Source organism: Delftia sp. PE138 (assembly GCF_018320755.1).
Lineage (GTDB): Bacteria > Pseudomonadota > Gammaproteobacteria > Burkholderiales > Burkholderiaceae_C > Comamonas > Comamonas tsuruhatensis.
This window is the reverse complement of sequence record NZ_JABEPN010000005.1, coordinates 168,320-190,289: the sequence shown is the minus strand read 5'-3', so window position 1 is coordinate 190,289 and position 21,970 is coordinate 168,320. Positions and strand designations below refer to the sequence as shown.

The window sequence follows — 21,970 nt, the reverse complement described above, 5'->3', positions numbered from 1 at the left end:
GGCCAGACGCCCCGCCATGCCCGCAAGCGGGCTGCCCATGGAGGGGCGGCAGGGATGGCGCGGACGCACTTCGGGCGTCAGGCTTCAGGAAATGGGTGGCTTGATGGCCTGCAGCTTGGCCGCGCTGGCAAAGCGCGTGCTGCCTTGGGGGCGCAGTGCGGCGGACGGCGCAGCGCCGTCCGAGCCGATCTGGCCAGGGGTGAAAAGGGCCGAATGGCAGATGCCGCACAGGGTGCAGCTGGGGCCGTGTTCATGCTCGCCGCAGCCGCCGCCCGCAGGGCTGCCGGCCTGGGGGGAGCAGTCTGCACTGTGCTCGGCGTGCGACGTATGCGAGGGGTGAGAGGGCTGCTCCATGGCGTGTGCCGGATGCCGTTCATGGCTGTCCGGCGTCTGCGCTATCTCCGGCGCATGGTGGTGGAGTGCGGAGTCCGACGCCAATGCGACGGCCGGAGCCGGGACGCCCATCACCGGAGCCGCCCCCATGGCCATGGCATCGCCCAGCAGGCCACGCAGGACCAGCAGCAAGACCAGGACAATGGACAAGGGGCGACGCATAGGCATGGATGATACCGGACGGTGCCACGAAGTTCCTCAGGTGCGGGCCCTCTGCCCGGGCGGGCGGCGCGTGGTGCGCAGTGCCTCGGCGATCAGCGCCGATATGGCGGGTGGCATGTCCATGGGCAGGGTGGCCGGCACCGTGGTGCGGCCGGTGTTGCCGCGCGGCAGCCGGTCCAGCAGATGGCCTGCGGGCACCAGGGCCAGGCGCAGCAGCTGGCCGGCGACCTCCCTGCCGTCGCGCAGCTGCAGCGCGTGGCGCAGCATCCAGCAGTGGGATCGCCAGTGCAGGCCCAGCAGCTGCTGGCCCAGCACATGGCTGGCCTCCAGCAGCAGCCAGCGCTGTGCGGGCGCCTGGTCCTGGCTTGAACGGAAGCTGTGCAGCAGGTGGGTGAAGGCGGCACGGCGCTGGGCGTCGGTCATGCCGCCTCCCTGTCGCTGCCCCAGCGGCGCAGCCGAAGGCCGTTGCCGACCACCAGCAGGCTCACGCCCATGTCGGCGAGCACAGCCAGCCACATGCTGGCGTTGCCGGCCAGGGCCAGCGCGAAGAACACCAGCTTGACGCCCAACGACAGGGCGATGTTCTGCCAGAGCACGGCGTGGGCGCTGCGTGACAGCTCCACCACCTCGGGCAGGCGGCGCAGGTCGTCGTTCATCAGCACCACGTCGGCGGTTTCCATGGCCATGCCCGTGCTGTGCATGCCGCCCATGGCAAAGCCGATGTCGGCTTGGGCCAGTGCCGGCGCGTCGTTGATGCCGTCGCCCGTCATGGCCGTGGGGCCGCGTGTGCGTTGCAGCTCGGCCAGTGCGTCGAGCTTGTCCTGGGGCAGCAGGCCGCCGCGCGCATCCTGGATGCCGGCTTCGGCAGCGATGGAGCGCACGGTGGCCGTGTTGTCGCCGCTGAGCACCACGGGCTGCACGCCCAGGGCCTGCAGGCGTGCCACGGCCTCGCGGGCCTGGGGCCGCAGCGGGTCGGCCACGGCGAACAGGGCCCGCACGCCGCTGCTGTCGGCCAGCAGGGTCACGGTGCGGCCCTGGGCTTCGTGCATCGCCAGGCTGGCACGCAGCGCGGCGCTGTCCCAGCCTTGCTCCTGCACCCAGCGCAGGTTGGCCAGGGTCCAGAGCTGGCCGTCGATCTCGGCCTGCACGCCACGGCCGGGCAGGGCCAGCAGCTTGCTGACCGAGGCCCGTGCGGCATCGGCGGCCACGGCGGCATCGGCCTGGAGGCCGGAAGCAATGGCGCGCGAGACCGGGTGGTCCGAGCGGCCGGCCAGGGCCAGGGCGCGCGCGGCGGGCAGGGCGGGGCCAGGGGCGGCGTCCCGGGCTGCATCCTCTTCGCCCCAGGACTTCCATTCGACCAGCTTCGGGCTGCCCGTGGTCAGCGTGCCGGTCTTGTCCAGGGCAATGGCGCGCAGCTTGCGCGCCGATTCCAGCGCCTGGCCTCCCTTGATCAGCAGGCCGCGGCGTGCAGCCGCCGTGAGCGCGCTGACCACGGTGACGGGGGTGGACAGCACGAGGGCGCAGGGGCAGGAGATGACCAGCAGGGCCAGGGCCTGGTAGGCCGCGTCATGCCAGCTCCAGTCCATGACCAGCGGCGCCAGAACCGCCAGCGCAATGGCCAGCACCAGCACGATGGGCGTGTAGACGGCGGCAAAGCGATCGACAAAGCGCTGGGTGGGTGCCTTGGAGGCCTGGGCCTGCTCCACGGCATGGACGATGCGCGCAATCAGGCTGTCATTGGCCGCCGAGGTGACGCGCATCTGCAGTTCGCCATCCTGGTTGATGCTGCCGGCGTAGAGCTCGTCGCCCGGGGCCTTGTCGGCCAGGGCGCTTTCTCCGGTGATGGGCGCCTGGTTGACCGAGCTTTGGCCTCGCAGGACCACGCCGTCCAGCGGCACGCGCGCGCCGGGGGCCACGCGCACGGTGGCGTCCAGCGCCACGTCGGCGGCCGCCACGCGCTGAACGCTGCCGTCGGGCTGGAGCACGTCGGCCGTCTCGGGCGCCATCTGCAGCAGGCTGCGGATGGCATTGCGCGCGCGGTCCATGGCCTGGTCCTCGATGCGCTCTGCCGCGGCGTACAGGGCCATGACCATGGCGGCCTCGGGCCACTGGCCGATGGCGAAGGCACCCGTGACGGCAATGGCCATCAGCGCATGGATGCCCAGCTTCAGGCGCAGCACGTCGCGGATGCCGGCCTTGTAGACGCCCAGGCCCGACAGGGCAATGGCCAGCACGGCCACGGCCATGCCGCCGTATTGCAGGGCCGGCACGCCGCCCTGGGAGCCGCTGAGCCAGTGGGCGGCTTCGGCCAGCACGGCTGCAATCAGCGCGGCCGTGATGCGCGGCCAGCCGGGCAGCACGCTGTGGTCATGGCCGGCATGGGGATCGCTCTCGTCGTGACCGTGGTCATGGTCGTGGTCATGGGCGTGATCGTGGCCCTCGCCGTGCGCATGCGAGTGGCCATGGGCCTTCTTGCGGGCCGGCGTGGGCTGGGTGATGGTGAAGGGCGCGCAGCAATCGGTGCCGCAGGCGGAAGACGGCGAAGTCGAGGCGGGCGTGGAATGGGCTGGGAAGGCTTTCAGGGCCTCGTTGCCCTGAGGGCTTGGCAGGCGATTGGAGTTCATGCGAGCATTGGAAACGGTGAAGTCACTTCAAGGTCAAGCATGTCACAGCATGAATCTGCGCGCTGGCGCATCGGCGAGGCGGCCAAGCGTTCCGGCGTGGCCGCCGCCAACATCCGCTACTACGAGAAGGAAAGGCTGCTCAGTGCAGGCGCGCGCGAGGACAACCAGTACCGGCTGTACAGCGACAGCGATGTGCACCGGCTGCGCTTCATCCGCCTGTGCCGCGCCATGGACATGTCGTTGGAGGAGGTCCGCACCCTGCTGGCGCTGGACGGCGCCAGCAAGGCCGACTGCGTGGCTGCCAACGAAACCCTGGATGCCCACCTGGGCCATGTGCGCGAGCGCCTGGCCGAGCTGCGCGCGCTGGAGCATGAGCTGATGCAACTGCGCAGCCAGTGCGACGGGTCGGCCAGCTACTGCCATCTGATCGAGGCCCTGCATGCCCAGGCCGACGAGCCGCTGGCGCCTGCCCTGGGCAGCTCCGGCGCCAAGCGCCATGTGTAGCGCCGTCCGCGGCTGCCTGTCTTGCGCCGGCGTCCGACGGACCGTCCCGGTACGGCTCGCTATCATCGACCGATGAGCCTCAGCCACGCAGCCCTGTCCCTTCCCGACCGCATCTGGGCGGCGCTGCGCGACCATGCGCTGGCCTGGTGGCGCAGCGTCTACCTGGGCGCCGTGCTGCTGGTGCTGGCCATGTCCCCTTCCAGCTACCGGCGCGGCGCGCGGCGTGCCATGGCGCACCAGATCTATGTGCAGACCGGCCCCATCCTGCTGGGTTTCACGGCGCTTGCGGCCCTGCTGTGCGCGGTCATCACGCGCATCGTCATCGTCACGGCGCTGAGCTATGGGCTGTCGCGCTATGCGCTGGAGATGGTGGTGCGCGTGCTGGTGATCGAGCTGATCCCGCTGACGGCCGCGCTGTTCGTGGCCATGCGCTGCACCATTCCCAACGGCACGCTGATTGCGCAGCTGCGCGCGCGGGGCCAGCTCCAGGCCTGGCAGGAGCGCGGCTCCGATCCGCTGCGCATGGCCCTGGTGCCGCGCGCGGCCGGTGGCGTGTTTGCCTCGGTCACGCTGGCCGTGCTCAGTTGCGTGGTGGCCCTGGTCACCGTCTACCTGAGCGTCTATGGCTTCACGCTGGCGGGCCTGCCCGGCTACACGCGCATCTTCGGCCAGATCTTCACGCCGGCCGTGACCCTGGTCTTCGTGCTCAAGACCTGGTTCTTCAGCCTCACCGTGGCCATCATGCCCATGGCCTCGGGCCTGTATGCGCCGCTGCGGCGCCACCGGCTCGGCGGCGCGGCGCTGGGCGGCTTTGCGCGCATGTTTGCCGTGCTGCTGGTGATCGAGGTGATCTCGCTCATGGGCAACTACTACTGAGCACGCCCGCTGAACTCCACGAACCCCACATGCACGGCAAGGCCCGTGCCAGAACAAGGAATGCCATGACCGATACGCGGCGCACGCCGCCAGACCCCTGGGACGGCGAGGAAATCGAGGCCCTCAAGCCTGTGGCGCACCTGCGCGCCAAGGCGGCGGGCCTGCTGCTGTTCACGCTGGTGCTGATTCTTGGATCGGCCCTGTACCTGCTGTACTCGCGCGGCGTGTTCGACGCCACGCAGCGCCTGGTGCTCACGGCCGACGACTCCGAGGGCGTGAGCGTGGGCATGGACATGACCTTCTCGGGCTTTCCGATCGGGCGCGTGCGCCGCATCGAGCTGGCCGAGGACGGCAATGTGCGCATCCTCATCGACGTGCCGCGCAAGGACGCGCACTGGCTGCGCGAGTCCAGCGTCTTCACCCTGGTCAAGGGGTTGGTGGGCGGCACCACCATCAAGGCCTACAGCGGCATCCTCAGCGATCCGCCGCTGCCCGACGAGGCCGTGCGCCCCGTGCTGCGCGGCGATGCCACGGCCGAGCTGCCGCAGATCATGTCCACGGCCAAGGAAGTGCTGGGCAACATCGCCCAGCTCACCGCACAGGACTCGGCCCTGGGCGGGTCGCTGACCGAGCTGCGGGGCCTGGCCGGCCGGGCCCAGGGGCCGGGCGGCGTGCTCGGCGTGGTCATGGGCAGCGAGCAGGAGGCGCGCAAGGTCACGGCCCTGCTGGACCGCGCCAATGCCACGCTGGCCCGCATGGAGCGCATGGTGGCGCGGGCCGACAGCCAGGTGTTCGACGCCGGCGGCGTCATGCCCGAGGTGCGTTCCACCGTGGTGCAGCTCAACGGCCTGCTGGCCGACACGCGCCGCACGCTGGGCAAGGTGGACGCCGTGCTGGCCGAGGCCCAGGCCGTGGGCTCCAATGCGCGCGAGGCCACGGCCGACCTGGGCGCCCTGCGCGCCGAGGTGGAGGGCAACCTGCGCCGCCTCGAAGGCGTGCTGGCCGACCTGCAGCGCAAGTGGCCGTTTGCCCATCAACCGGAGTTGAAGCTGCCATGAGTGCTGCCGCCAAGAAACTTTCTGCCGCAGCCCTCCTGGCGCGCCATGCCGCCGCCGGCGCCGTGCTGACCGTGGTGCTGGCCGGCTGCAGCAGCCGCCCGCCCGCACCGGACTGGGCGCTGAATGCCGAATCTGTGTCCCAGCGCGCCTCCACCGCCTACCTGGAAGGCCGCCAGCGCGTGCAGGCCCTGGAATGGGACAAGGCCCGCGCCGAAGTGGCCGCCACGGGCCGCACCGACCTGGCCGCGCGTCTGGAGCTGATGCGCTGCGCGGCCCAGGTGGCCAGTCTGGAATGGGACGACTGCCCCGGCTACCAGGCGCTGGCGCTTGACGCGGCGCCGGCGGAGGCCGCCTATGCGCGCTATTTGCAAGGCAGGCCCCGGCCCGAAGACATTGCGCTATTGCCGGAACTACAGCGCCCCGTGGCGCAGGCGCTGCTGGGTGCGCCTGCCTCGGCGCTGGCTGCCGTGGGCGCCATCAAGGAACCGCTGCCCCGGCTGGTGGCGGCCGGCGCGGCCTTGCGGGCGGGGGCGGCACAGCCGCAGTTGCTGGAGCTGGGTGCCGAGACCGCCTCGGCCCAGGGCTGGCGCCGTGCGGTGATGGCCTGGCTGCTGCTGCAGGCCAGGGCCCATGATCAGGCGGGCGAGGTGGACAAGGCCCAGGCCGTCAGGCGCAGGCTGGCGCTGCTGGAGAAGACGGCCAGCGGTGGGGGCGCATCGGCAGGTACATCAACCGGCGCATCGGCCGGCAAATGAAAACAGCGCCAGTCCGCAAGGGATGGCGCTGAGCAGGCATTTGCAGGCGCTTGCAGGGCCTACATCGACGACAGCAGGGCGCCCGGGTCTTTTTGCAGCAAGGTGTCTGCGGCCGGGGCGGCGCTGTCCAACCACAAGGTGGCAACGCTGGCGGCGACGGCAAGCAGTACCGTGGCGGTGAAGGCAATGAAGGGATGACGTCCGAAGGGGCTGGGTCTGCGCATGGTGCACCTCCTGTCTGGCAGCGCAGGCAGAGCATGGGGCTGGGCCTGGACTCCATTGCACACCGGATTGCGCAGCGTGGCTGTCGGACAATCGCTTTCTCTCTTGACGTTCGTGAAAAAAGCGGTGGGAGAAATTCCCTATCGATCTTCAGAAGGCCGAAAAAAAAGCGAGGCAGGGCCTCGCTGAAAGTTCGGGACGTAAGTCCCCGGCCCGTGCTGGCAGGCCAGGCGTCGCCTTAGAAACGGTGGCGGATACCCGCGATCAGGCTGGTGCCCGACTTCAGGTCCGTGATGCGGTCGTGCATCAGCACGGTGTACACATCGGTGCGCTTGGACAGGTAGTGGTCGTAGCCCAGGCTGGCCGTGGTGCGCGTGGAGTCCACGGCGCCGATCTCGGCCTTGGTGCGGGCCAGGGCGGCCTTGATGGTGCCGGCGCTGCTCACGGGCACGTCCAGGCCCAGCGAGTAGGTGCTGTTCTTGCGGTCCAGGTCCTTGACCTTGGCCTGGCCATAGGTCGCGTACAGCTTGGCCACTTCGAAGTTGTAGGTGCCGCCCAGCATCCAGTCGGTCTTGGTGGGCATGACGGCCAGGCTCACGGGGTTGCTGATCTGGGCGCGCTCGTAGAAGGCCACCAGGCTCAGCGGGCCGCCGAAGTACATGGCGTTCACGCCGATGTTCTTCTTGCCGGAGTCGCCGCCCTTTTCACCGAACTGGTAGTGGACGTTGGCCTGCAGGCCGCCGAACTTGGGCGTGCTGTAGACGATCTGGTTGCTCCAGCCGGTGTCCGACGGCGTGGTCAGGTTGGCCGAGCCCCAGGCTGCCGTGCCCACGTTGGCGTGCAGCACCAGCGGGGAGATGGTGAAGGAGTCGCCGAAGGGGTTGGTCAGGATGGTGGGCAGGAAGTTGGGCGCCATGCCGCGGCCCAGGCGCACCGTGCCGAAGCCGCCGGACAGGCCGACGTTGGCATCGCGCGAGAAGTACGGGTCGCCGTCGAAGCGGCCGGGGCTGCCGGTGTCCACGCGCATGAAGGCCGTCAGCTGGAAATCGACCTTCAGGCCGCCGCCCAGGTCTTCCTGGCCCTTCATGCCCCACCAGGAGGTGGTCATGCCGCCCGAACCCACGACGCCCTTGCCGCTGGCGTCGCCAGCCATGCGCATGGAGCCGGCATAGGCGTCCACCAGGCCTGTCAGCTGGACCGAGCTTTGGGCGTGTGCAGCGCCGGCGCAGGCCAGTGCAGCGGCCAGTGCGATGAAGGAACGTTTCATGTTGAGGAGTCTTTCATTGTTGGATAGTGGAAACGGTTGGCCAGTGCTGTGACCGGGGCAGACGATGAGGCAAACGCCCTGGGCGGGCTATGTGGCAAACCTGGGACAGTGGCGTTTTCGCATCAGGGTCCGGCCGGTGTCGGCGTGCCTTTGCGGTGCGCGCGCGAGGCAGTCCAGACTGGCTAAGCCGCGTATTACAACGCATCCCAGCCATTGCACCGGCCAGAAAGTGGTGTCTTTGACACAGTTATGACGAAACTTAATTTGTGTTTTGCACTCTCGCGGCTTGAACGCTGCCGTGCACTGGGTTGGGGCCGGGGCACCAGGCCTGTGCAGCAGGCCCTTGCAAGAGGGCTCAAAGGTCAATTCAGGGCTCCTTGTTCGTCGGTTGGAGGAAGATTTCCGCCTGTTGCCAGGCCTGTGGCTGCAACTGATTGCAAACGGCGTGCCAGCCTGCAACCCGGCCACCGGCCTCCACGGGGGGCCATGAGCCGGGCATGTGTTTGCAGACGTGTCAGACTCGCGCCCATGTCCGAATCCACCCTGCTCGTTGCCGATGACCACCCGCTGTTCCGCGCTGCGGTGATCCATGTGCTGCGCGAGGCCCTGCCGCAGTTCGCCGTGCTGGAGGCCGCAAGCGCTGCGACCCTGGGGGCGGCGCTGCAGCAGCACCCCGAGATCGAACTGGTGCTGCTGGACCTGGCCATGCCGGGCGCGCGCGGCTTCTCCGCGCTGCTGCATGTGCGCGGCGAGTACCCCGACATTCCGGTGGTGGTGATCTCATCCAACGACCATCCGCGCGTGATCCGCCGTGCCCAGCAGTTCGGTGCTGCAGGCTTCATTCCGAAGTCGGCGCCGGCCGAGGCCATAGGCACGGCCCTGCAGGAAGTGCTGGACGGCGGCAGCTGGTTCCCGCCCATGGCCGCCGAGCGCTCCGAGGCCGACGCCGCGCTGGCCGCGCGGCTGGCCCAGCTCACGCCCCAGCAGTTCCGCGTGCTGCTGTGCCTGGCCGACGGCCTGCTCAACAAGCAGATCGCCCATGAACTGGGGCTGGCCGAGAACACCGTCAAGGTGCATGTGACGGCCATTCTCAAGAAGCTGGAGTGCTACAGCCGCACGCAGGCTGCCGTGCTGGTCAAGAGCCTGGAGAACGACGGCACGGCCTGAACTCCATGCCGCGGCGTGCCGTGCCCCTACCGGTGGCGCAGCAGCATCTGGCTCATGAGCGCACGCAGCGCGGGCGGGCGCACGGGCTTGGCCAGAAAGCCCCAGCCGCGCTCGGCCGCCTGGCGGCGCAGCATGCCGTCGCGCTCGGCCGTGACCAGGATCACGGGCGGCGACTGGCCCCAGCGCTGGCACAGCTGCGCGTAGACATCGGGGCCGTGCAACTGGCCCAGGCGCACATCGAGCAGCACCAGTTGCGGTGCCTCGCCGGGCGCGGCCAGCGCCAGCGCCTCGGCCGGGCCGCCGGCCAGCGGCACGCTGCAGCCCCAGCGCTGCAGCAGGGCGCGCATGGCGGTGCAGGACTGGGGATCGTCCTCCACATACCAGGCGTTCATGCCCTGCAGCGGTGCATCCTGGTCCGGGTCGCCGGTCTGCGCGCTTGCGGCGATCTGCGGCACGGCGCCCGGGTCGCCCAGCGGCACGCAGACCCAGAACACGCTGCCCCGGCCCAGTTGCGAGCGCAGGCCGATCTCATGGCCCAGCAGCCGGCCCAGGCGCTCGACGATGGCCAGGCCCAGCCCGGCGCCACGGTCGTCGCCATGGCCTTCGTCCAGGCGGCGGAATTCCTCGAAGATCTCGTGCTGCAGGCTCTCGGGAATGCCCGGTCCCTGGTCGTGCACCTCGATGCGCAACTGCTGGCCCTGGCGCCGGCAGCCGATGACGATGCGGCCCTGGCGCGTGTAGCGTATGGCGTTGGACAGGAAGTTCTGCAGGATGCGGCGCAGCAGGGCCTCGTCGCTGCGCACCACGCAGCGCGTGTCCACCGCGCTCAGGCGCAGGCCCCGGCTTTCGGCCAGGATGCCGAAGTTGTGGCGCATGACCTGCAGCAGCGGGCCCAGCGCGAAGTCGCGCACGCGCACCTCCAGCTGGCCCGATTCCATGCGCGAGATGTCAAGCAGGCTGCCCAGGATGGCGTCCTGCGCGGCCAGGGCGCCGTCGATGCTGTCGGCCACGTGGCGGCCCGCCTCGTCATGCAGATGGCTGCGCAGCAGGGAGCTGAACATGCGCGCGGCGTTCAGAGGCTGCAGCAGGTCGTGCACCGCAGCGGCCACGAAACGGGTCTTGTAGCGGTTGGCCTGCTCGGCCTCGCGCTTGGCCTCGGCCAGGTCGCGCGTGCGCTCGGCAATGCGCTGCTCCAGCGCATCGGCCAGCGAGCGCAGTTCGCGCGCGGCGTTCTTGTAGCTGGTGATGTCGGCGTAGCTGGTGACGAAGCCGCCATCGGGCAGCGGGTTGCCGCGGATCTCCAGCACCGTGCCGTCGTCCTTGGTGCTTTCGCGCAGGTGCGGGCTGCCGCTGCGCAGATGCTGCAGCCGCCGGTGGATGGCTTCTTCGATGGGGCCGGGCCCCAGCAGGCCGCGCCGGGCGTTGTAGCGGAACAGGTTCTCTATGGGCTGGCCCGTGCGCAGCAGCTCGGAGGGAAACCGGAACAGCTCCACGTAGCGCGAGTTCCAGGCCACCAGGTTGAGGTCGGCATCGATCACCACCACGCCCTGGGGCAGGTGCTCCAGGCTGCGGCTCAGGCCCGTGTCGGCCTGGCGCGCGGCCTGGACGATGCCGTCCTGGGCCGTGCGCAGCTCCTGGGCATGCTGGCGCAGCACGGTCTCCAGCTCCAGGCGGCTGCGCAGGCGCAGCGCGGCCAGCCGCCTGCGCTGGCGCACGAACAGCACCAGCATGCCCAGGGCCAGCCAGCCCCCCGCCGCCGCCGCCGCCGCCCAGCGGCTGGCCACGGTGCTGGCCTGCGTGTCATGCAGCAGGTGCAACTGCCAGTCGCTGCCGGGCAGAGGCAGGGTCTGCCACAGCGTGGTGCCGGGCAGTGCGGGTTCCTGCATCTGCACCAGGCGGCTGCCTTGCTCCAGGCCCTGGCGCACCCGGTAGCGCATGGGGTGCAGTTCCTGGTCGATGTACTGGCGCGTGGCGGCCAGGTCCGCCTCGTCGGCGGGGCTCAGGGGTGACAGCAGGCGGTAGCGCCAGTCGGGCTGGCTGGCCAGGAAGACCACGCCGTGCTCGTCCGAGGCCATGACCACGTCGGGCGTCTGCAGCCATTCGCGCTCCAGCTCCAGCAGCGCGATCTTGATCACCACCAGGCCCGCGACGGCGTTGTGCTCGTCCAGGATGGCCTGCGAGAGGAAGTAGCCCGGCAGGCCCGTGGTCAGGCCGATGCCGTAGAACCGCCCGCTGCCGCGCGACAGCGCCTGCTGCACATAGGGCCTGAAGCTGTAGTCCACGCCCACGTTGCTGCGCGTCTCGCGCCAGTTGCTGGCGGCCAGGGCCGTGCCGTGGCGGTCGATCAGGGTCAGCGTGGACGACTGGCTGGCGCCGTTGGCCTGCTCCAGCTTGCGGTTCAGGGCATCGACCTCGGCGGGAGACAGCGGGTGGGTGAGGGCGGCACGCAGCTGCGCATCCAGCGCCAGCACCTCGGGCAGGGTGCGGTAGCGGTCTATGCGCTGGCCCAGGGCCTGGGCGTAGAGGCTGAGCTGGCGCTGCACGCTTTCGGCCTCGCCGCGCAGGGCTCGGTGGTAGACCAGCTCCCCGGCCAGCAGCATGCAGGCGAGCATGCCGCCGAACAGCAGCAGCAGGGTCCAGAAGGAGCGGCGTGAAGGGCGTCGAACGGGTTGGGGCATGGTGGTCTGGGCCCGATTGGGCGCCAGCTTGGTGCCTTCCAGGGACGGGAAGGGGTTGGGGATTACCCTGATTCTGCGTCCATTCTCCCTGGGAGAGCGCCTGCGCCTAATACCAATAGGTTATCGGCGCCGGAGGATGCCAGCGGTACAACCTGCACCTTCCCGCAACTTGCCGCACCTCGGTGGTGCGTCAACCCCACAGAAATCCTGCCGGAGCCGCACCATGCATGCCGTCCCCACCCACGCCGCCAGCCCCGAGCGGCTGCCCTTCTACCGCCAGCTGTATTTCCAGGTGGTGGTCGCCATCGTGGCGGGCGTGCTGCTCGGCCACTTCGAGCCCCAGTACGCCGAGCAGTTCAAGCCGCTGGGCGACGCCTTCATCAAGCTGGTGAAGATGATCATCGCGCCGGTGATCTTCCTGACCATCGTCACCGGCATTGCGGGCATGACGCACCTGCGCACGGTGGGCCGCGTGTTCCTCAAGGCCATGGCCTACTTCCTGTTCTTCTCCACGCTGGCCCTGGTGGTCGGCATGGTGGTGGCGCACGTGGTGCAGCCTGGCGCGGGCATGAACATCAACCCGGCCGACCTGGACCAGGCTGCCGTGAAGGGCTATGTGGCCAAGTCGCATGAGCTGACGCTCACCGGCTTTGCCATGGACATCATCCCCAAGACGCTGGTCAGCCCCTTCGTGGGCGACAACATCCTGCAGGTGCTGTTCGTGGCCGTGCTGTTCGGCATCTCGCTGGCCATGGTCGGCGACGCCGGCAAGCCCGTGCTCAACTTCCTGGAGGCGCTGACGGCCCCCGTGTTCAAGCTGGTCGGCATCCTGATGAAGGCTGCGCCGCTGGGCGCCTTCGGCGCCATCGCCTTCACCATCGGCAAGTTCGGCCTGGGTTCGCTGGTCAACCTGGCCTGGCTGGTGGGCTCGTTCTACATCACCTCGCTGCTCTTCGTGGTCGTGGTGCTGGGCTTCGTGGCGCGGCTGTGCGGCTTCTCGGTGCTCAAGCTGGCACGCTACCTGAAGGCCGAGCTGCTGCTGGTGCTGGGCACCTCGTCCTCGGAATCGGCCCTGCCTTCGCTGATGCAGAAGATGGAGCGCGCCGGCTGCGGCAAGTCCGTCGTGGGCCTGGTCGTTCCCACGGGCTATTCGTTCAACCTGGACGGCACCAACATCTACATGACGCTGGCCGCGCTGTTCATCGCCCAGGCCACCAACACCCACCTGACCCTGGGCCACGAGATCGCGCTGCTGCTGGTGGCCATGCTCAGCTCCAAGGGAGCTGCCGGCGTGACCGGCGCGGGCTTCATCACGCTGGCCGCCACGCTGGCCGTGGTGCCCGAGGTGCCGGTGGCGGGCATGGCCCTGATCCTGGGCGTGGACCGCTTCATGAGCGAGTGCCGCTCGCTGACCAACTTCATGGGCAACGCCGTGGCCACCGTGGTGGTCTCGCGCTGGGAAAACGAGCTGGACTACAGCAAGCTCAACGCCGCCCTGGATGGAGAGCCTGTGCAGGCCCTGCCTGCCGAGGCCGCCGTGGCCAAGGCCTGAGAACGCCCTGGCCAGGGCAAGGGCCGGCAACGGCCCCTGCCTGCCCCACCGCTGCGCCACCCCAGGGTGGCGCTTTGCTTTGTCTACTCGCCTGCCAAGCTGCCGGGCGCGGCTGACGAGCGCAGCGACAGCTCCAGCCGGTAGGCCAGGGCCACGAAAAGGCTTTGCGCCAGCCCCATGGCCGCCGTCAGCGCGCGAAAGCCGAAGGTGGCGCTGTCCTGCACGATCAGGGCCGCCTCGGCCTCGCGCGCAATGGGGCTCATGCGGCTGTCGGTCATGGCGATCAGGTGGGCGCTGCGCTGCCTGGCCCACTGCGCCACCTGCACGGTTTCGTCCGCATAGGGCATGAAGGAAATGGCGATCATCACGTCGCCGCTGCGCACCGACCGGATCTGCCCCTGCTGCATGCTGCCCAGCGCGCTGAACAGGCCTATGCGCTTGTCGGTGTGTTGCAGCGCATATTCCAGATACACGGCCACGGGAAACGAGCGGCGCGAGCCGGCGATCCAGATCGCCTGCGTGCCGGCCAGCAACTCCACCGCCCGGTCGAATGCCTGACCGTCCAGGTTCTGGCGCAGCTGTTGCATGCCGGCCATGCCGCCTTTGAGGAATTCGTCGGCAATCTGCACGGGCTCCAGGGCGGCGGGGCCGGCCTCGACCATGTCGCGCACGCGCAGCTCATAGGCGCGGCCCGGCGCGATCTGCTCGGCAAGGCCTTCGCGGAACAGGCGCTGCATTTCGGAAAAACCCGAGAGCCCGAAATGCTTGGCAAACCGTACGACGGCCGAGGGCTGCACACCACATTGCGCGGCCAGGGACTGTATGCCTTGCAGGCCGAGCTGGTCGCGGTGGACCTCGATGTGGCGGGCAATGGCCTTGAGCTGCCGGCTCAGGCCATCGTATTCCTGGGCAATCTGCTGCAGGAGTCGGTCCACGGATGCGGGGGGCGGCGGGGAAGGGCTCATCGCAGGCGGGCCGGTGGGCGATCCCGGGGCAAGGGATCGACTGATTTCTGGATGGGCCATGATGCCATGGCGATCCCCGGGTCCCGGGCCGCTGGCGGCTCAGGCGGGGCATGGCATTCCCTAGCAGTAGTCCACCCAGATCCCGCCGGCATCGGCCGAGCGCACGCAGTTCTCCACCCAGCGCACGCCCTCGATGCCAGCATGGATGTCCGGATGGAGGATGGTTTGCAGCGCCTCGCGATCGCGCCTGTCCGTGGCCTCCATCGCCAGCGCGAAGCGGTGGTAGAGGTTGGACCATGCCTCGAACAGGCCTTCCGCATGGCCTGCGCTGATGCGGTCTTCCTGCAGCGCGGCGGGGTGCAGATAGCCCATGCCGCGATCGAGCACCTGCGCCGGCTGGCCCTGGACTTCGTGGCGCAGCTGGTTGGGGTGTTCGTCCCACCATTCGAGGCTGGCCCTGGCGCCGATGACGCGCAGCTTGTGCCCATGCATGGAGCCGCTGTTGACCGCGCAGGCCCACAGGCAGCCCATGGCGCCGCCCTGGTACTGCATGAGGGTGAAGGCGTTGTCCTCCAGCGGGGCGCGGCTGCTGACGAAGCTCTGCCGGCTGCACATCAGCCGCTCGATCTTCAGCCCCGGCAGCATCACCTGGGAAAGGTACAGCGGATGCGTGCCAATGTCGCCCAGCACATAGCTGGGGCCGGCAAAGGCCGGGTCCATGCGCCAGCGCGCGGCGGGGCTGGACTGCTCCACCGCCTCGCTGTGAAAGCCGTGCGAGAACTGCATCTGCACGATGCGGATGTCGCCCAGCTCGCCCCGCGCGATCATCTCGCGCGCCTGGGCGATGAGCGGGTGGCCGGCATAGCCGTAGGCCACGCCGACCATGCGGTTCCTGGCAAGGGACAGCTCCAGCAGCTCCTTGGCCTCGGCCGTGGTGAAGCACAGCGGTTTCTCGCAGACCACGTGCAGGCCTGAGAGCAGGGCGGCCTTGCAGATCTCGAAATGGGTGTTGTTGGGCGTGGCGATGGATACCGCGCGAATGCCGTCCGGGCGGCCGGCCTCGGCCTCGAACATCGCCCGGTAGTCGGCGTAGCAGCGCTGCACGTCCACGCCCAGTTGTTCGCCGAACCGGCGCCCGCGCGCGGCATCGATGTCGAACGCCCCGGCCACGAGCCGGAAATTGTGGTCGCGCAGCGCCGCCGACCGGTGCACATGGCCGATCTGGCTGTTGTGTCCGCCGCCGACCATGCCCCAGGCAATCGGGCGGCCGGGCAGAAGGGTTCCGTCGATCATGGTGTCCACCTTTGTGTTGCGTCTTCAGCAAAAGCGTCTTCAGCAAAAACCTGTGCGGGCCAGGAAGGCGCGGCTGGCGGCCACGTCGGGCAGGCTGGCACCCGCATTGCGCGGGTCGCGCTCCTGCTCCACCGTGATGCAGCCTGCATAGCCGATCTCCCGTAGCGTGGCGCCTATGGCCGGATAGTCGAGCACGCCTTGGCCGATGGGGCACATCACGCCCCGGGCGCAGGCGTCGAAGAACGCAATGCGCTCGCCCATCACCTGCCCGTACACCTGGGCGTCTATGTCCTTGAAATGCACGTATTCCAGCCGTGCCGCATGCCGGCGCAGCCAGCTTGCCGGGTCCATGCCGCTGTAGTGCAGGTGGCCGGTATCCAGGCACAGTCCGGCGGCCTGCGCCGGCACGTCGGCGGCGATGCGGTCGATCTCGTCGGCAAATTCGATGTAGCCGCCCGCATGCGGATGGATCACCGCGCGCACGCCGAAGCCGCTCCAGGCAAGGTGCGCTATCTGGCGGATGTGATCGACCATGGCGGCCCAGCGTGCATCGGACAGGCGCGGGGCGCGGTCCGGGTGGCCGGCCTCGAAGTCGCGCTCGGGGTGGCCCCAGTCCATCACCACGAGATAGGGCGCCGGGTAGCGTTGCCCGGCTGCAGCGGCCGGCCTGGGAAGCTGGCTGATGAGTCCGCAGATCTCGCGAGTCTGGCGCAGCAGCTGCGGCAGCCGGGCCGGCGAGACGAGATCGTCGAAGATCGTGCCGGCGGTGATGCACAGGCGCCGCTGCGTGAATTCCGTGCGTACCAGGGCCGCCTCGAGCGGGATGTAGCCGCAGGGGCCGAGTTCCATGCCCCGAAAGCCCGCCTCGCAGGCCTCGTCCAGCACCTGGCGCCAGGGCGGCAGGTGCGGGTTGTCCACGTTGTCCACGCCCCAGCAGCAGGGCGCGCAGCCAATGGTCAGGGTCGCTGTCATGGTCGCAGTCATGGCGTCAGGGGCTCAGGGCTGGTAGAACGCCGGGCGCGCTGCGCTCGCCATGCGCTCTATCGCGCCGGAGGACTGCGCCAGCAGGCAGGCATCGGCGGCCACTGCGGCGGCGTAGCCGTCCCAGGCCGAGGGACCTGTCAGTTGCCGGTCGCGCACGCCGTCGATGAAGGCCTGCAGCTCCGCGTCGTAGGCGGCGATGAAGCGCTGCTTCCAGTCGGTCAGCAGGGGCGTGCAGCTGCTGGCCGCGCGCTTCATGGGCACGGCCGCAGGCTCCGGCAGGCGCGCGATGCCCGTCTCGCCCACCACTTCGCACTGGATGTCGTAGCCGTACCGGCAGTTGACGAATACCTCCACGTCGATGCGCACACCGCCCACGGTCTCCAGCAGGATGATCTGCGGATCGTTCAGATGCGGCAATGCGTGGCGCGTCTTCCTGGGGAACACCACCTGGGCGCTGGCGTAGTCGTCGTCCAGCAGCCAGCGCAGGACATCGAGCTCGTGGATCAGCGTGTCGGTGATGGCCATGCTGGTGGTGTAGCCCCCGGCCACCGTGGGATTGCGGTGCGCGCAGTGCACCATCAGGGGCGCGCCAATCTCGCCGGCGGCGATGACATGGCGCAGCGCACGGTAGCCCGCGTCGTAGGGGCGCATGAAGCCGACCTGCACCAGGCGCCGGCCCTGCGCCACCTCCGCTTGCACGATGCGCATGCAGCCTGCGGCGGTCACCGCCAGCGGCTTTTCACAGAACACGGGCTTGCCGTGGGCGATGGCCTCCAGCACCAGTTCCTCGTGCGAGGGACCCCAGGAGGTGACCAGCACCGCCTGCACCTGTGGCGCAGCGATCAGTGCCCGGCCGCTGTCCATGATCTCGATGGCCGGATCATGTCTGGCCACCACGTCCCGCGCCTGCTGCGCATCGATGTCTGTCACCGCCACCACCCGGGCGCCCGACATCACCCGGGAGATCCTGCGGATGTGGTCTTGTCCGATGGCTCCGCAGCCTATTGCTCCGATCTGCAGCGTCATATGGTTCCCTTCTTTCAAAGCAATGAATGGCGGATGAAGTCCATGCTCTGGCGCAGCAGGGCTTCGTTGCTGTCCGCGTCCGTGATCCGGGCCGCGAACGGCTCGAACGAGACCGGGCCGCCATAGCCGCGATCGAGCAGTTCTCGCAACTGGGCGATGTTGCCCAGGCGGTCTCCTTCGCCGACCAGCACGCGGTGGCCGTCGCGCATCTGGCCGTCTTCGAGCCGGTGGTCCTCGACGCCCGAGACATGCACCAGCCCGGTCAGGTCGGGAAAGAAGATGTCTTCGCCGGCCAGGTAGTGGTGGAAGCTGTCGTGCACCAGCCTGAAGTGGCGTTCGCCGGCTGCGCCGTAGATCGCCTCGACGGCATCGGACTTGCGGCGCAGCGCGCACTCGGCAAAGCCCAGGGGCTCGACCAGTCCCTGCACGCCATGGCCATCGAGGAGGGGGCGCAGCTGCCTGAGGGCATGCACCAGGTCGCGCCGCCGCTGGCCGGGCGTGCGCGGGTCGGCCCTGTCGTTCAACGGGCACATGACCAGGGCCCGGGCGCCGCAGTCACGCGCGTACGCCGCCAGCGCGCGCGCCTTGCGCTCCAGGCCGGCGTCGAAAACGTCGAAGGGATACAGCGCGTTGATGGACACGATGGTGATGTCGGCCTGCCGCGCCGCGGCCTGGATGGCGGCGGGCGCCGTGCCGTCGCAGGTCTCGGCATGGGGCAGGTCGTTGCGGATCTCGATGGCCGACACGCCCAGGCGCCGGCACATGGCCAGGTAGCCGGCAAACGGCATGCGAGAGGCGCTGATGCGGTTGATGGCGAAATGGATGGGATTCGTCATGGGCCGGGACTCGGGTGGGAAGCGGTGGTCAGGGGCGCAAAGCGGTCCGGGAAATGCCTTTCCAGCTGTTGCTGTATCTGCTGGCGCATGAAGCGGCTGGATTCGGCCGCACGCTCTTCCCAGGCGAACACGCAGGACGACAGAACGCCGTCGAAGCCGGCGCTGCCCAGCGTGCCGAAGAACAGGTCCCAGTCGATCTCGCCCTGTCCCATGTCCAGGTGCTGGTGCACGCGGATGTGGTGCGAGCCCGGCGGGTTGACGATGTAGCGCAGCTGGCTGCTCTTCCTGTGGTCGAAGGTGTCGGCCACGCGCACATGGGCCAGCAGCGGCGCGGCTTCGCGCAGCATGGCGGCCATGTCGCCGCCGTAGTGGAAGGTGTGCGGGGCGATATAGGACAGCCGCAGCGCCTTCGAGCCCATGTTCCTCACGATGTCCATGGCCGGCTGCAGCTGCTCTATCCAGTCCTCCGGATGCGGCTCCACGGACAGCGTGATGCCTTCGCGCTCCAGGATGGGCAGCAACTCGTCCATGGAGCGGAACCAGGCGGCCTCGCACATCTCCTTCGGATTCGCGCCGGCAGGACCGTTCACCGAGCGCTCGGGCGAGGCTCCACGGCCGAACTCCGAGACCATCAGCGCGCACTCCATCTCGATGGCCACCTCGATGGCCTTCTTCCAGCAGCGCATCGCCCATTGCCGTTCGTCCTCGAACGGGCTGGCCCAGCGGTACATGGGCTGCAGCGATGCCAGTGCCACGCCGCTGGCGCGCATGGCCTGGCGGAATGCGGCCATGCGCTCCTTGGTGGCGCGCGGCATCACCCACCAGTCCAGGAAATCGCTGCGCGGCGACAGCTCGATGTGCGCATAGCCCAGTTCGGCCACGGCCTGCGGCAGCCGGTCCAGCGGCTCGTGCCGGATCATGTAGGGATCGAGGGCGATTTTCATGGTGTCTGCCTGCAGGGCGCGCCGTCAGCGCCGCGCCTTCTTGTTGCGGTACTGGTCGGCGACCACGGCCGCGACGATGATGGCGCCCTTGACCATCTCCTGGTAGTAGGCGTCGATGCGGATGAAGGTGAAGCCCGAGGTCATGACGCCCAGGATCAGCACGCCGATCACCGTGCCGGTGATGCGGCCCATGCCGCCGGCCAGCGAGGTGCCGCCGATCACCACGGCGGCAATCGCATCGAGCTCGTACATGACACCCATGCCCGACTGGCCCGAGATGGCCCGCGCCGCCGTCACCGTGCCGGCGATGCCGCCGAGCAGGCCGGCAATCATGTAGACCCAGACCAGATGCCGCTGCACGTTGATGCCCGAAACCACGGCTGCCTGGCGGTTGGAGCCGATGGCATAGGTGAATTTGCCGAAGCGCGTATGGCGCAGCACCACGTGGAAGACGGCGGCGAGCACCAGAAAGATGATCACCGGATGGGCGCCGGAGCCGATCGCTGCGAAGTCGTCGGTCAGCATGGAGACGGGCGTGCCGTTGGTGAACCACTTGGCAAAGCCGCGTGCGGCCACCATGGTGCCCAGCGTGGCGATGAAGGGCGGAATGCCCGTGAAGGCGATCAGCGAGCCGTTGAGCAGGCCGACCATCAGGCCCACGCACATGCCGGCCGCCACCGGCCAGACCACGGGCAGGTCGGTCAGCTGCGGGAACACGGCACGCGGAAAGTCGGACACCTGTGCCAGGCTGGCGGACACCACGGCGGTGGCGGCCACCACCGAGCCCGACGACAGGTCGATGCCGCCGGTGATGATGACGAGGTTGACGCCCACGGCGATGATGCCGATCACCGCCATCTGCAGCACGATGATCTGCAGCCGCTCGGCGTTGAGCAAAAAGCTCTGGCCCACGGTGAGCCAGCCGGCCGCCTCGAAGAACAGTGCAATGCCCAGCAGCACCAGAAAGATGCTCAGTTCCGGCGGCCGCCTGGCCCGGTGCAACGGGCCGGTGCCCGGGCCGGGCGGGGAGGGGGCCTGCGAAATCGATGGGGTATTGCTCATCTTGCCTGTCTCCGCTTGGGGTCCCCGGCTCAGCGGGAAGCCAGTTCCATGATCCGTACCTGGTCGGCGTCCCTGCGCTCGACGATGCCCGTCATGCGTCCCTCATGCATGACCAGGATGCGGTCGCTCATGCCCAGCACTTCGGGCATCTCCGAGGAAATCATCAGCACGGCCGCGCCCTCGGCGGCCAGCGTGCCGACAAGGCGGTGGATCTCGGCCTTGGCGCCGACATCGATGCCGCGCGTGGGCTCGTCGAGGATGAGGATGCGGGGCCGCGTCAGCAGCCAGCGGCCGATCAGCAGCTTTTGCTGGTTGCCGCCCGACAGGTTCTGTATCTGTTCATGCAGGCCGGGCGACTTGATGCGCAGCGTGCGCGCCATGTGCTCGCAGTCGCGGCGCAGCGCAGCCCGCTCGACGAAGCCGCACTTCACATGGCGGCTGCTCAGCACCGCCATCTCCATGTTGGCCTGCAGGTCCAGGCACGTGAAGCAGCCGGTGTCCTTGCGGTCCTCGGTGAGAAAGGCCATGCCGTGCCGCATGGCCTGCGCGGGCGAGTCGATCTTCACCGGCCGGCCGTCGATACGGATCTCGCCGCTGGTGGCGGGCACCACGCCGAACAGCGCCTCGGCCAGATTGGAGCGCCCGGAGCCCACGAGGCCGGCCACGCCCAGGATTTCCCCGGCGCGCAGCTCGAAGCCCAGGCCGCTGAACACGCCCTGCACGCCCAGCCCGTCCACGGACAGCACCACGTCGCCCAGGGCCACGTCCTGCTTGGGGAACATCTGTGTGATCTCGCGCCCCACCATCATGCGGATGATGTCGTCGCGCGTGACGTCGGCGGCCGCATGCGTGCCTATGTAGCGGCCATCACGGAACACCGAGAACTCGTCGGCGATCTCGAACAGCTCGTTCATCTTGTGCGTGATGTAGACGATGCCTTTGCCCTGGCTGCGCAGGTGGCCGATGATCCGAAACAGGTGCTCCACCTCCCTGTCGGTGAGCGCGGAGGTGGGCTCGTCCATGATCAGCACCTCGGAGTCGAAGGACACGGCCTTGGCGATCTCCACCATCTGGCGGCTGGCCACGGTCAGCGTGCGCACCTCGGCCCCGGGATCGATGCCGATGGCCAGCCGGTCGAACAGCGCCTGCGTGCGCTGGCGCAGCTGGCGGTGGTCGACCAGGCCGAGGCGGTTGAGCGGCTCGCGGCCAATCCAGATGTTCTCGGCCACGCTCATGCCGGGCATGAGGTTCAGCTCCTGGTGGATCATGGCAATGCCCTGCTGCAGCGCATCCAGCGGGCCGTGCAGCGTGACGGGCCTGCCCCTGAGGCGGATCTCGCCCTGGTCGGGCGCATGCATGCCGGCAATGATCTTCATCAGCGTGGATTTGCCGGCGCCGTTCTCGCCCATCAGCGCATGCACGCTGGCGCTGCGCACGCGCAGCTGCACATCGGCCAGTGCCACGACGCCGGGAAACGACTTGCCCACGCCACGCACTTCCAGAAGCCAGTCGCCAGCAGGGGATGGGGAAGCTGCTGGCCAGGGGGCGGCCTGCAGCCTGCCCGGCGAGACGGTGGGCATGGGCACTCCTTGGAGGACAGGT

Annotated in this window: 20 protein-coding genes; 6 read left to right on the top strand and 14 right to left on the bottom strand. The window is 69.0% G+C overall.

The features are described 5' to 3' along the window. Positions 1-84: 84 nt before the first annotated feature. From HFGMBDPB_RS18305 to HFGMBDPB_RS18295, 3 genes are read right to left on the bottom strand one after another with little or no spacing between them, the layout of a single operon-like run. The gene (locus HFGMBDPB_RS18305) at positions 85-543 is read right to left on the bottom strand and encodes a hypothetical protein (RefSeq protein WP_249343540.1); all 459 of its coding nucleotides are present in this window, start codon (positions 541-543) and stop codon (positions 85-87) included. A 48-nt stretch (positions 544-591) separates the two neighbouring features. Further along, positions 592-978 (bottom strand): DUF3703 domain-containing protein, encoded by a 387-nt coding sequence (locus HFGMBDPB_RS18300; RefSeq protein WP_016449914.1) that lies wholly within the window; start codon positions 976-978, stop codon positions 592-594. Then, entirely contained in the window at positions 975-3,179 is a 2,205-nt protein-coding gene (locus HFGMBDPB_RS18295) for a heavy metal translocating P-type ATPase (RefSeq protein ID WP_212645972.1), read from the bottom strand. Before HFGMBDPB_RS18295 ends, HFGMBDPB_RS18300 begins: the two co-directional genes overlap by 4 nt. Positions 3,180-3,218: 39 nt before the next feature. Here HFGMBDPB_RS18295 and HFGMBDPB_RS18290 point away from each other — a divergent pair, with 39 nt between their 5' ends. From HFGMBDPB_RS18290 to HFGMBDPB_RS18275, 4 genes are all read left to right on the top strand, one after another. Continuing rightward, positions 3,219-3,683: a Cd(II)/Pb(II)-responsive transcriptional regulator gene (locus HFGMBDPB_RS18290; protein WP_212645971.1), complete on the top strand. Its 465-nt coding sequence runs from the start codon at positions 3,219-3,221 to the stop codon at positions 3,681-3,683. 72 nt (positions 3,684-3,755) lie between these two features. Beyond that, positions 3,756-4,559, top strand: coding sequence for an MlaE family ABC transporter permease (locus HFGMBDPB_RS18285; RefSeq protein ID WP_012204765.1), 804 nt, complete (start codon positions 3,756-3,758; stop codon positions 4,557-4,559). A gap of 65 nt (positions 4,560-4,624) precedes the next feature. Continuing rightward, a complete protein-coding gene (locus HFGMBDPB_RS18280; RefSeq protein ID WP_212645970.1) occupies positions 4,625-5,617 on the top strand; it encodes an MlaD family protein in 993 nt (330 codons plus the stop codon). After that, a complete protein-coding gene (locus HFGMBDPB_RS18275; protein WP_212645969.1) occupies positions 5,614-6,372 on the top strand; it encodes a hypothetical protein in 759 nt (252 codons plus the stop codon). Before HFGMBDPB_RS18280 ends, HFGMBDPB_RS18275 begins: the two co-directional genes overlap by 4 nt. A gap of 59 nt (positions 6,373-6,431) precedes the next feature. Here the strand turns inward: HFGMBDPB_RS18275 and HFGMBDPB_RS18270 are convergent, their stop codons facing one another. Both HFGMBDPB_RS18270 and HFGMBDPB_RS18265 read right to left on the bottom strand, forming a co-directional pair. Then, the gene (locus HFGMBDPB_RS18270; RefSeq protein ID WP_016449910.1) at positions 6,432-6,596 is read right to left on the bottom strand and encodes a hypothetical protein; all 165 of its coding nucleotides are present in this window, start codon (positions 6,594-6,596) and stop codon (positions 6,432-6,434) included. 236 nt (positions 6,597-6,832) lie between these two features. Next, positions 6,833-7,861 (bottom strand): porin, encoded by a 1,029-nt coding sequence (locus tag HFGMBDPB_RS18265; protein WP_016449909.1) that lies wholly within the window; start codon positions 7,859-7,861, stop codon positions 6,833-6,835. Positions 7,862-8,389: 528 nt separating this feature from the next. On the opposite strand from HFGMBDPB_RS18265, the gene HFGMBDPB_RS18260 reads away from it, so the two are divergent. Next, positions 8,390-9,028 carry a LuxR C-terminal-related transcriptional regulator gene (locus tag HFGMBDPB_RS18260; RefSeq protein WP_016449908.1) on the top strand — a complete coding sequence of 213 codons (639 nt, stop codon included), beginning with the start codon at positions 8,390-8,392 and terminating at the stop codon, positions 9,026-9,028. Positions 9,029-9,054: 26 nt separating this feature from the next. Here the strand turns inward: HFGMBDPB_RS18260 and HFGMBDPB_RS18255 are convergent, their stop codons facing one another. Next, positions 9,055-11,706: a hybrid sensor histidine kinase/response regulator gene (locus HFGMBDPB_RS18255; RefSeq protein ID WP_061287759.1), complete on the bottom strand. Its 2,652-nt coding sequence runs from the start codon at positions 11,704-11,706 to the stop codon at positions 9,055-9,057. 223 nt (positions 11,707-11,929) lie between these two features. Between HFGMBDPB_RS18255 and HFGMBDPB_RS18250 the strand changes: the two genes are divergently transcribed. Then, positions 11,930-13,258 carry a dicarboxylate/amino acid:cation symporter gene (locus HFGMBDPB_RS18250; RefSeq protein WP_016449906.1) on the top strand — a complete coding sequence of 443 codons (1,329 nt, stop codon included), beginning with the start codon at positions 11,930-11,932 and terminating at the stop codon, positions 13,256-13,258. 83 nt (positions 13,259-13,341) lie between these two features. Here the strand turns inward: HFGMBDPB_RS18250 and HFGMBDPB_RS18245 are convergent, their stop codons facing one another. The 8 genes from HFGMBDPB_RS18245 to HFGMBDPB_RS18210 form a co-directional block, all read right to left on the bottom strand. Continuing rightward, positions 13,342-14,223, bottom strand: coding sequence for a MurR/RpiR family transcriptional regulator (locus tag HFGMBDPB_RS18245; RefSeq protein WP_016452430.1), 882 nt, complete (start codon positions 14,221-14,223; stop codon positions 13,342-13,344). Positions 14,224-14,343: 120 nt separating this feature from the next. Beyond that, positions 14,344-15,516, bottom strand: coding sequence for a Gfo/Idh/MocA family protein (locus tag HFGMBDPB_RS18240; protein WP_212645968.1), 1,173 nt, complete (start codon positions 15,514-15,516; stop codon positions 14,344-14,346). Positions 15,517-15,555: 39 nt separating this feature from the next. Next, the gene (locus HFGMBDPB_RS18235; RefSeq protein WP_017404562.1) at positions 15,556-16,488 is read right to left on the bottom strand and encodes a TIM barrel protein; all 933 of its coding nucleotides are present in this window, start codon (positions 16,486-16,488) and stop codon (positions 15,556-15,558) included. A gap of 24 nt (positions 16,489-16,512) precedes the next feature. Next, a complete protein-coding gene (locus HFGMBDPB_RS18230) occupies positions 16,513-17,526 on the bottom strand; it encodes a Gfo/Idh/MocA family oxidoreductase (RefSeq protein ID WP_026062169.1) in 1,014 nt (337 codons plus the stop codon). 14 nt (positions 17,527-17,540) lie between these two features. Next, complete coding sequence (locus tag HFGMBDPB_RS18225; protein WP_034365010.1) at positions 17,541-18,362, bottom strand: TIM barrel protein; 822 nt, start codon at positions 18,360-18,362, stop codon at positions 17,541-17,543. Beyond that, positions 18,359-19,306, bottom strand: a complete 948-nt coding sequence (locus tag HFGMBDPB_RS18220) for a sugar phosphate isomerase/epimerase family protein (RefSeq protein WP_016449900.1) — start codon at positions 19,304-19,306, stop codon at positions 18,359-18,361. The genes HFGMBDPB_RS18225 and HFGMBDPB_RS18220 overlap by 4 nt, the downstream gene beginning before the upstream one ends. A gap of 24 nt (positions 19,307-19,330) precedes the next feature. Further along, entirely contained in the window at positions 19,331-20,368 is a 1,038-nt protein-coding gene (locus tag HFGMBDPB_RS18215) for an ABC transporter permease (RefSeq protein ID WP_016449899.1), read from the bottom strand. A 29-nt stretch (positions 20,369-20,397) separates the two neighbouring features. Beyond that, on the bottom strand, positions 20,398-21,948 hold the full coding sequence (locus HFGMBDPB_RS18210; protein WP_212645967.1) for a sugar ABC transporter ATP-binding protein: 1,551 nt from the start codon (positions 21,946-21,948) through the stop codon (positions 20,398-20,400). Positions 21,949-21,970: the final 22 nt, after the last annotated feature.

Bases quoted from the DNA above. Each gene is read 5' to 3' on its own strand.
- HFGMBDPB_RS18300 (WP_016449914.1), bottom strand. From the start codon at position 978: ATGACCGACGCCCAGCGCCGTGCCGCCTTCACCCACCTGCTGCACAGC.
- HFGMBDPB_RS18295 (WP_212645972.1), bottom strand. From the start codon at position 3,179: ATGAACTCCAATCGCCTGCCAAGCCCTCAGGGCAACGAGGCCCTGAAA.
- HFGMBDPB_RS18290 (WP_212645971.1), top strand. From the start codon at position 3,219: ATGTCACAGCATGAATCTGCGCGCTGGCGCATCGGCGAGGCGGCCAAG.
- HFGMBDPB_RS18285 (WP_012204765.1), top strand. From the start codon at position 3,756: ATGAGCCTCAGCCACGCAGCCCTGTCCCTTCCCGACCGCATCTGGGCG.
- HFGMBDPB_RS18280 (WP_212645970.1), top strand. From the start codon at position 4,625: ATGACCGATACGCGGCGCACGCCGCCAGACCCCTGGGACGGCGAGGAA.
- HFGMBDPB_RS18275 (WP_212645969.1), top strand. From the start codon at position 5,614: ATGAGTGCTGCCGCCAAGAAACTTTCTGCCGCAGCCCTCCTGGCGCGC.
- HFGMBDPB_RS18270 (WP_016449910.1), bottom strand. From the start codon at position 6,596: ATGCGCAGACCCAGCCCCTTCGGACGTCATCCCTTCATTGCCTTCACC.
- HFGMBDPB_RS18265 (WP_016449909.1), bottom strand. From the start codon at position 7,861: ATGAAACGTTCCTTCATCGCACTGGCCGCTGCACTGGCCTGCGCCGGC.
- HFGMBDPB_RS18260 (WP_016449908.1), top strand. From the start codon at position 8,390: ATGTCCGAATCCACCCTGCTCGTTGCCGATGACCACCCGCTGTTCCGC.
- HFGMBDPB_RS18255 (WP_061287759.1), bottom strand. From the start codon at position 11,706: ATGCCCCAACCCGTTCGACGCCCTTCACGCCGCTCCTTCTGGACCCTG.
- HFGMBDPB_RS18250 (WP_016449906.1), top strand. From the start codon at position 11,930: ATGCATGCCGTCCCCACCCACGCCGCCAGCCCCGAGCGGCTGCCCTTC.
- HFGMBDPB_RS18245 (WP_016452430.1), bottom strand. From the start codon at position 14,223: ATGAGCCCTTCCCCGCCGCCCCCCGCATCCGTGGACCGACTCCTGCAG.
- HFGMBDPB_RS18240 (WP_212645968.1), bottom strand. From the start codon at position 15,516: ATGATCGACGGAACCCTTCTGCCCGGCCGCCCGATTGCCTGGGGCATG.
- HFGMBDPB_RS18235 (WP_017404562.1), bottom strand. From the start codon at position 16,488: ATGACAGCGACCCTGACCATTGGCTGCGCGCCCTGCTGCTGGGGCGTG.
- HFGMBDPB_RS18230 (WP_026062169.1), bottom strand. From the start codon at position 17,526: ATGACGCTGCAGATCGGAGCAATAGGCTGCGGAGCCATCGGACAAGAC.
- HFGMBDPB_RS18225 (WP_034365010.1), bottom strand. From the start codon at position 18,362: ATGACGAATCCCATCCATTTCGCCATCAACCGCATCAGCGCCTCTCGC.
- HFGMBDPB_RS18220 (WP_016449900.1), bottom strand. From the start codon at position 19,306: ATGAAAATCGCCCTCGATCCCTACATGATCCGGCACGAGCCGCTGGAC.
- HFGMBDPB_RS18215 (WP_016449899.1), bottom strand. From the start codon at position 20,368: ATGAGCAATACCCCATCGATTTCGCAGGCCCCCTCCCCGCCCGGCCCG.
- HFGMBDPB_RS18210 (WP_212645967.1), bottom strand. From the start codon at position 21,948: ATGCCCACCGTCTCGCCGGGCAGGCTGCAGGCCGCCCCCTGGCCAGCA.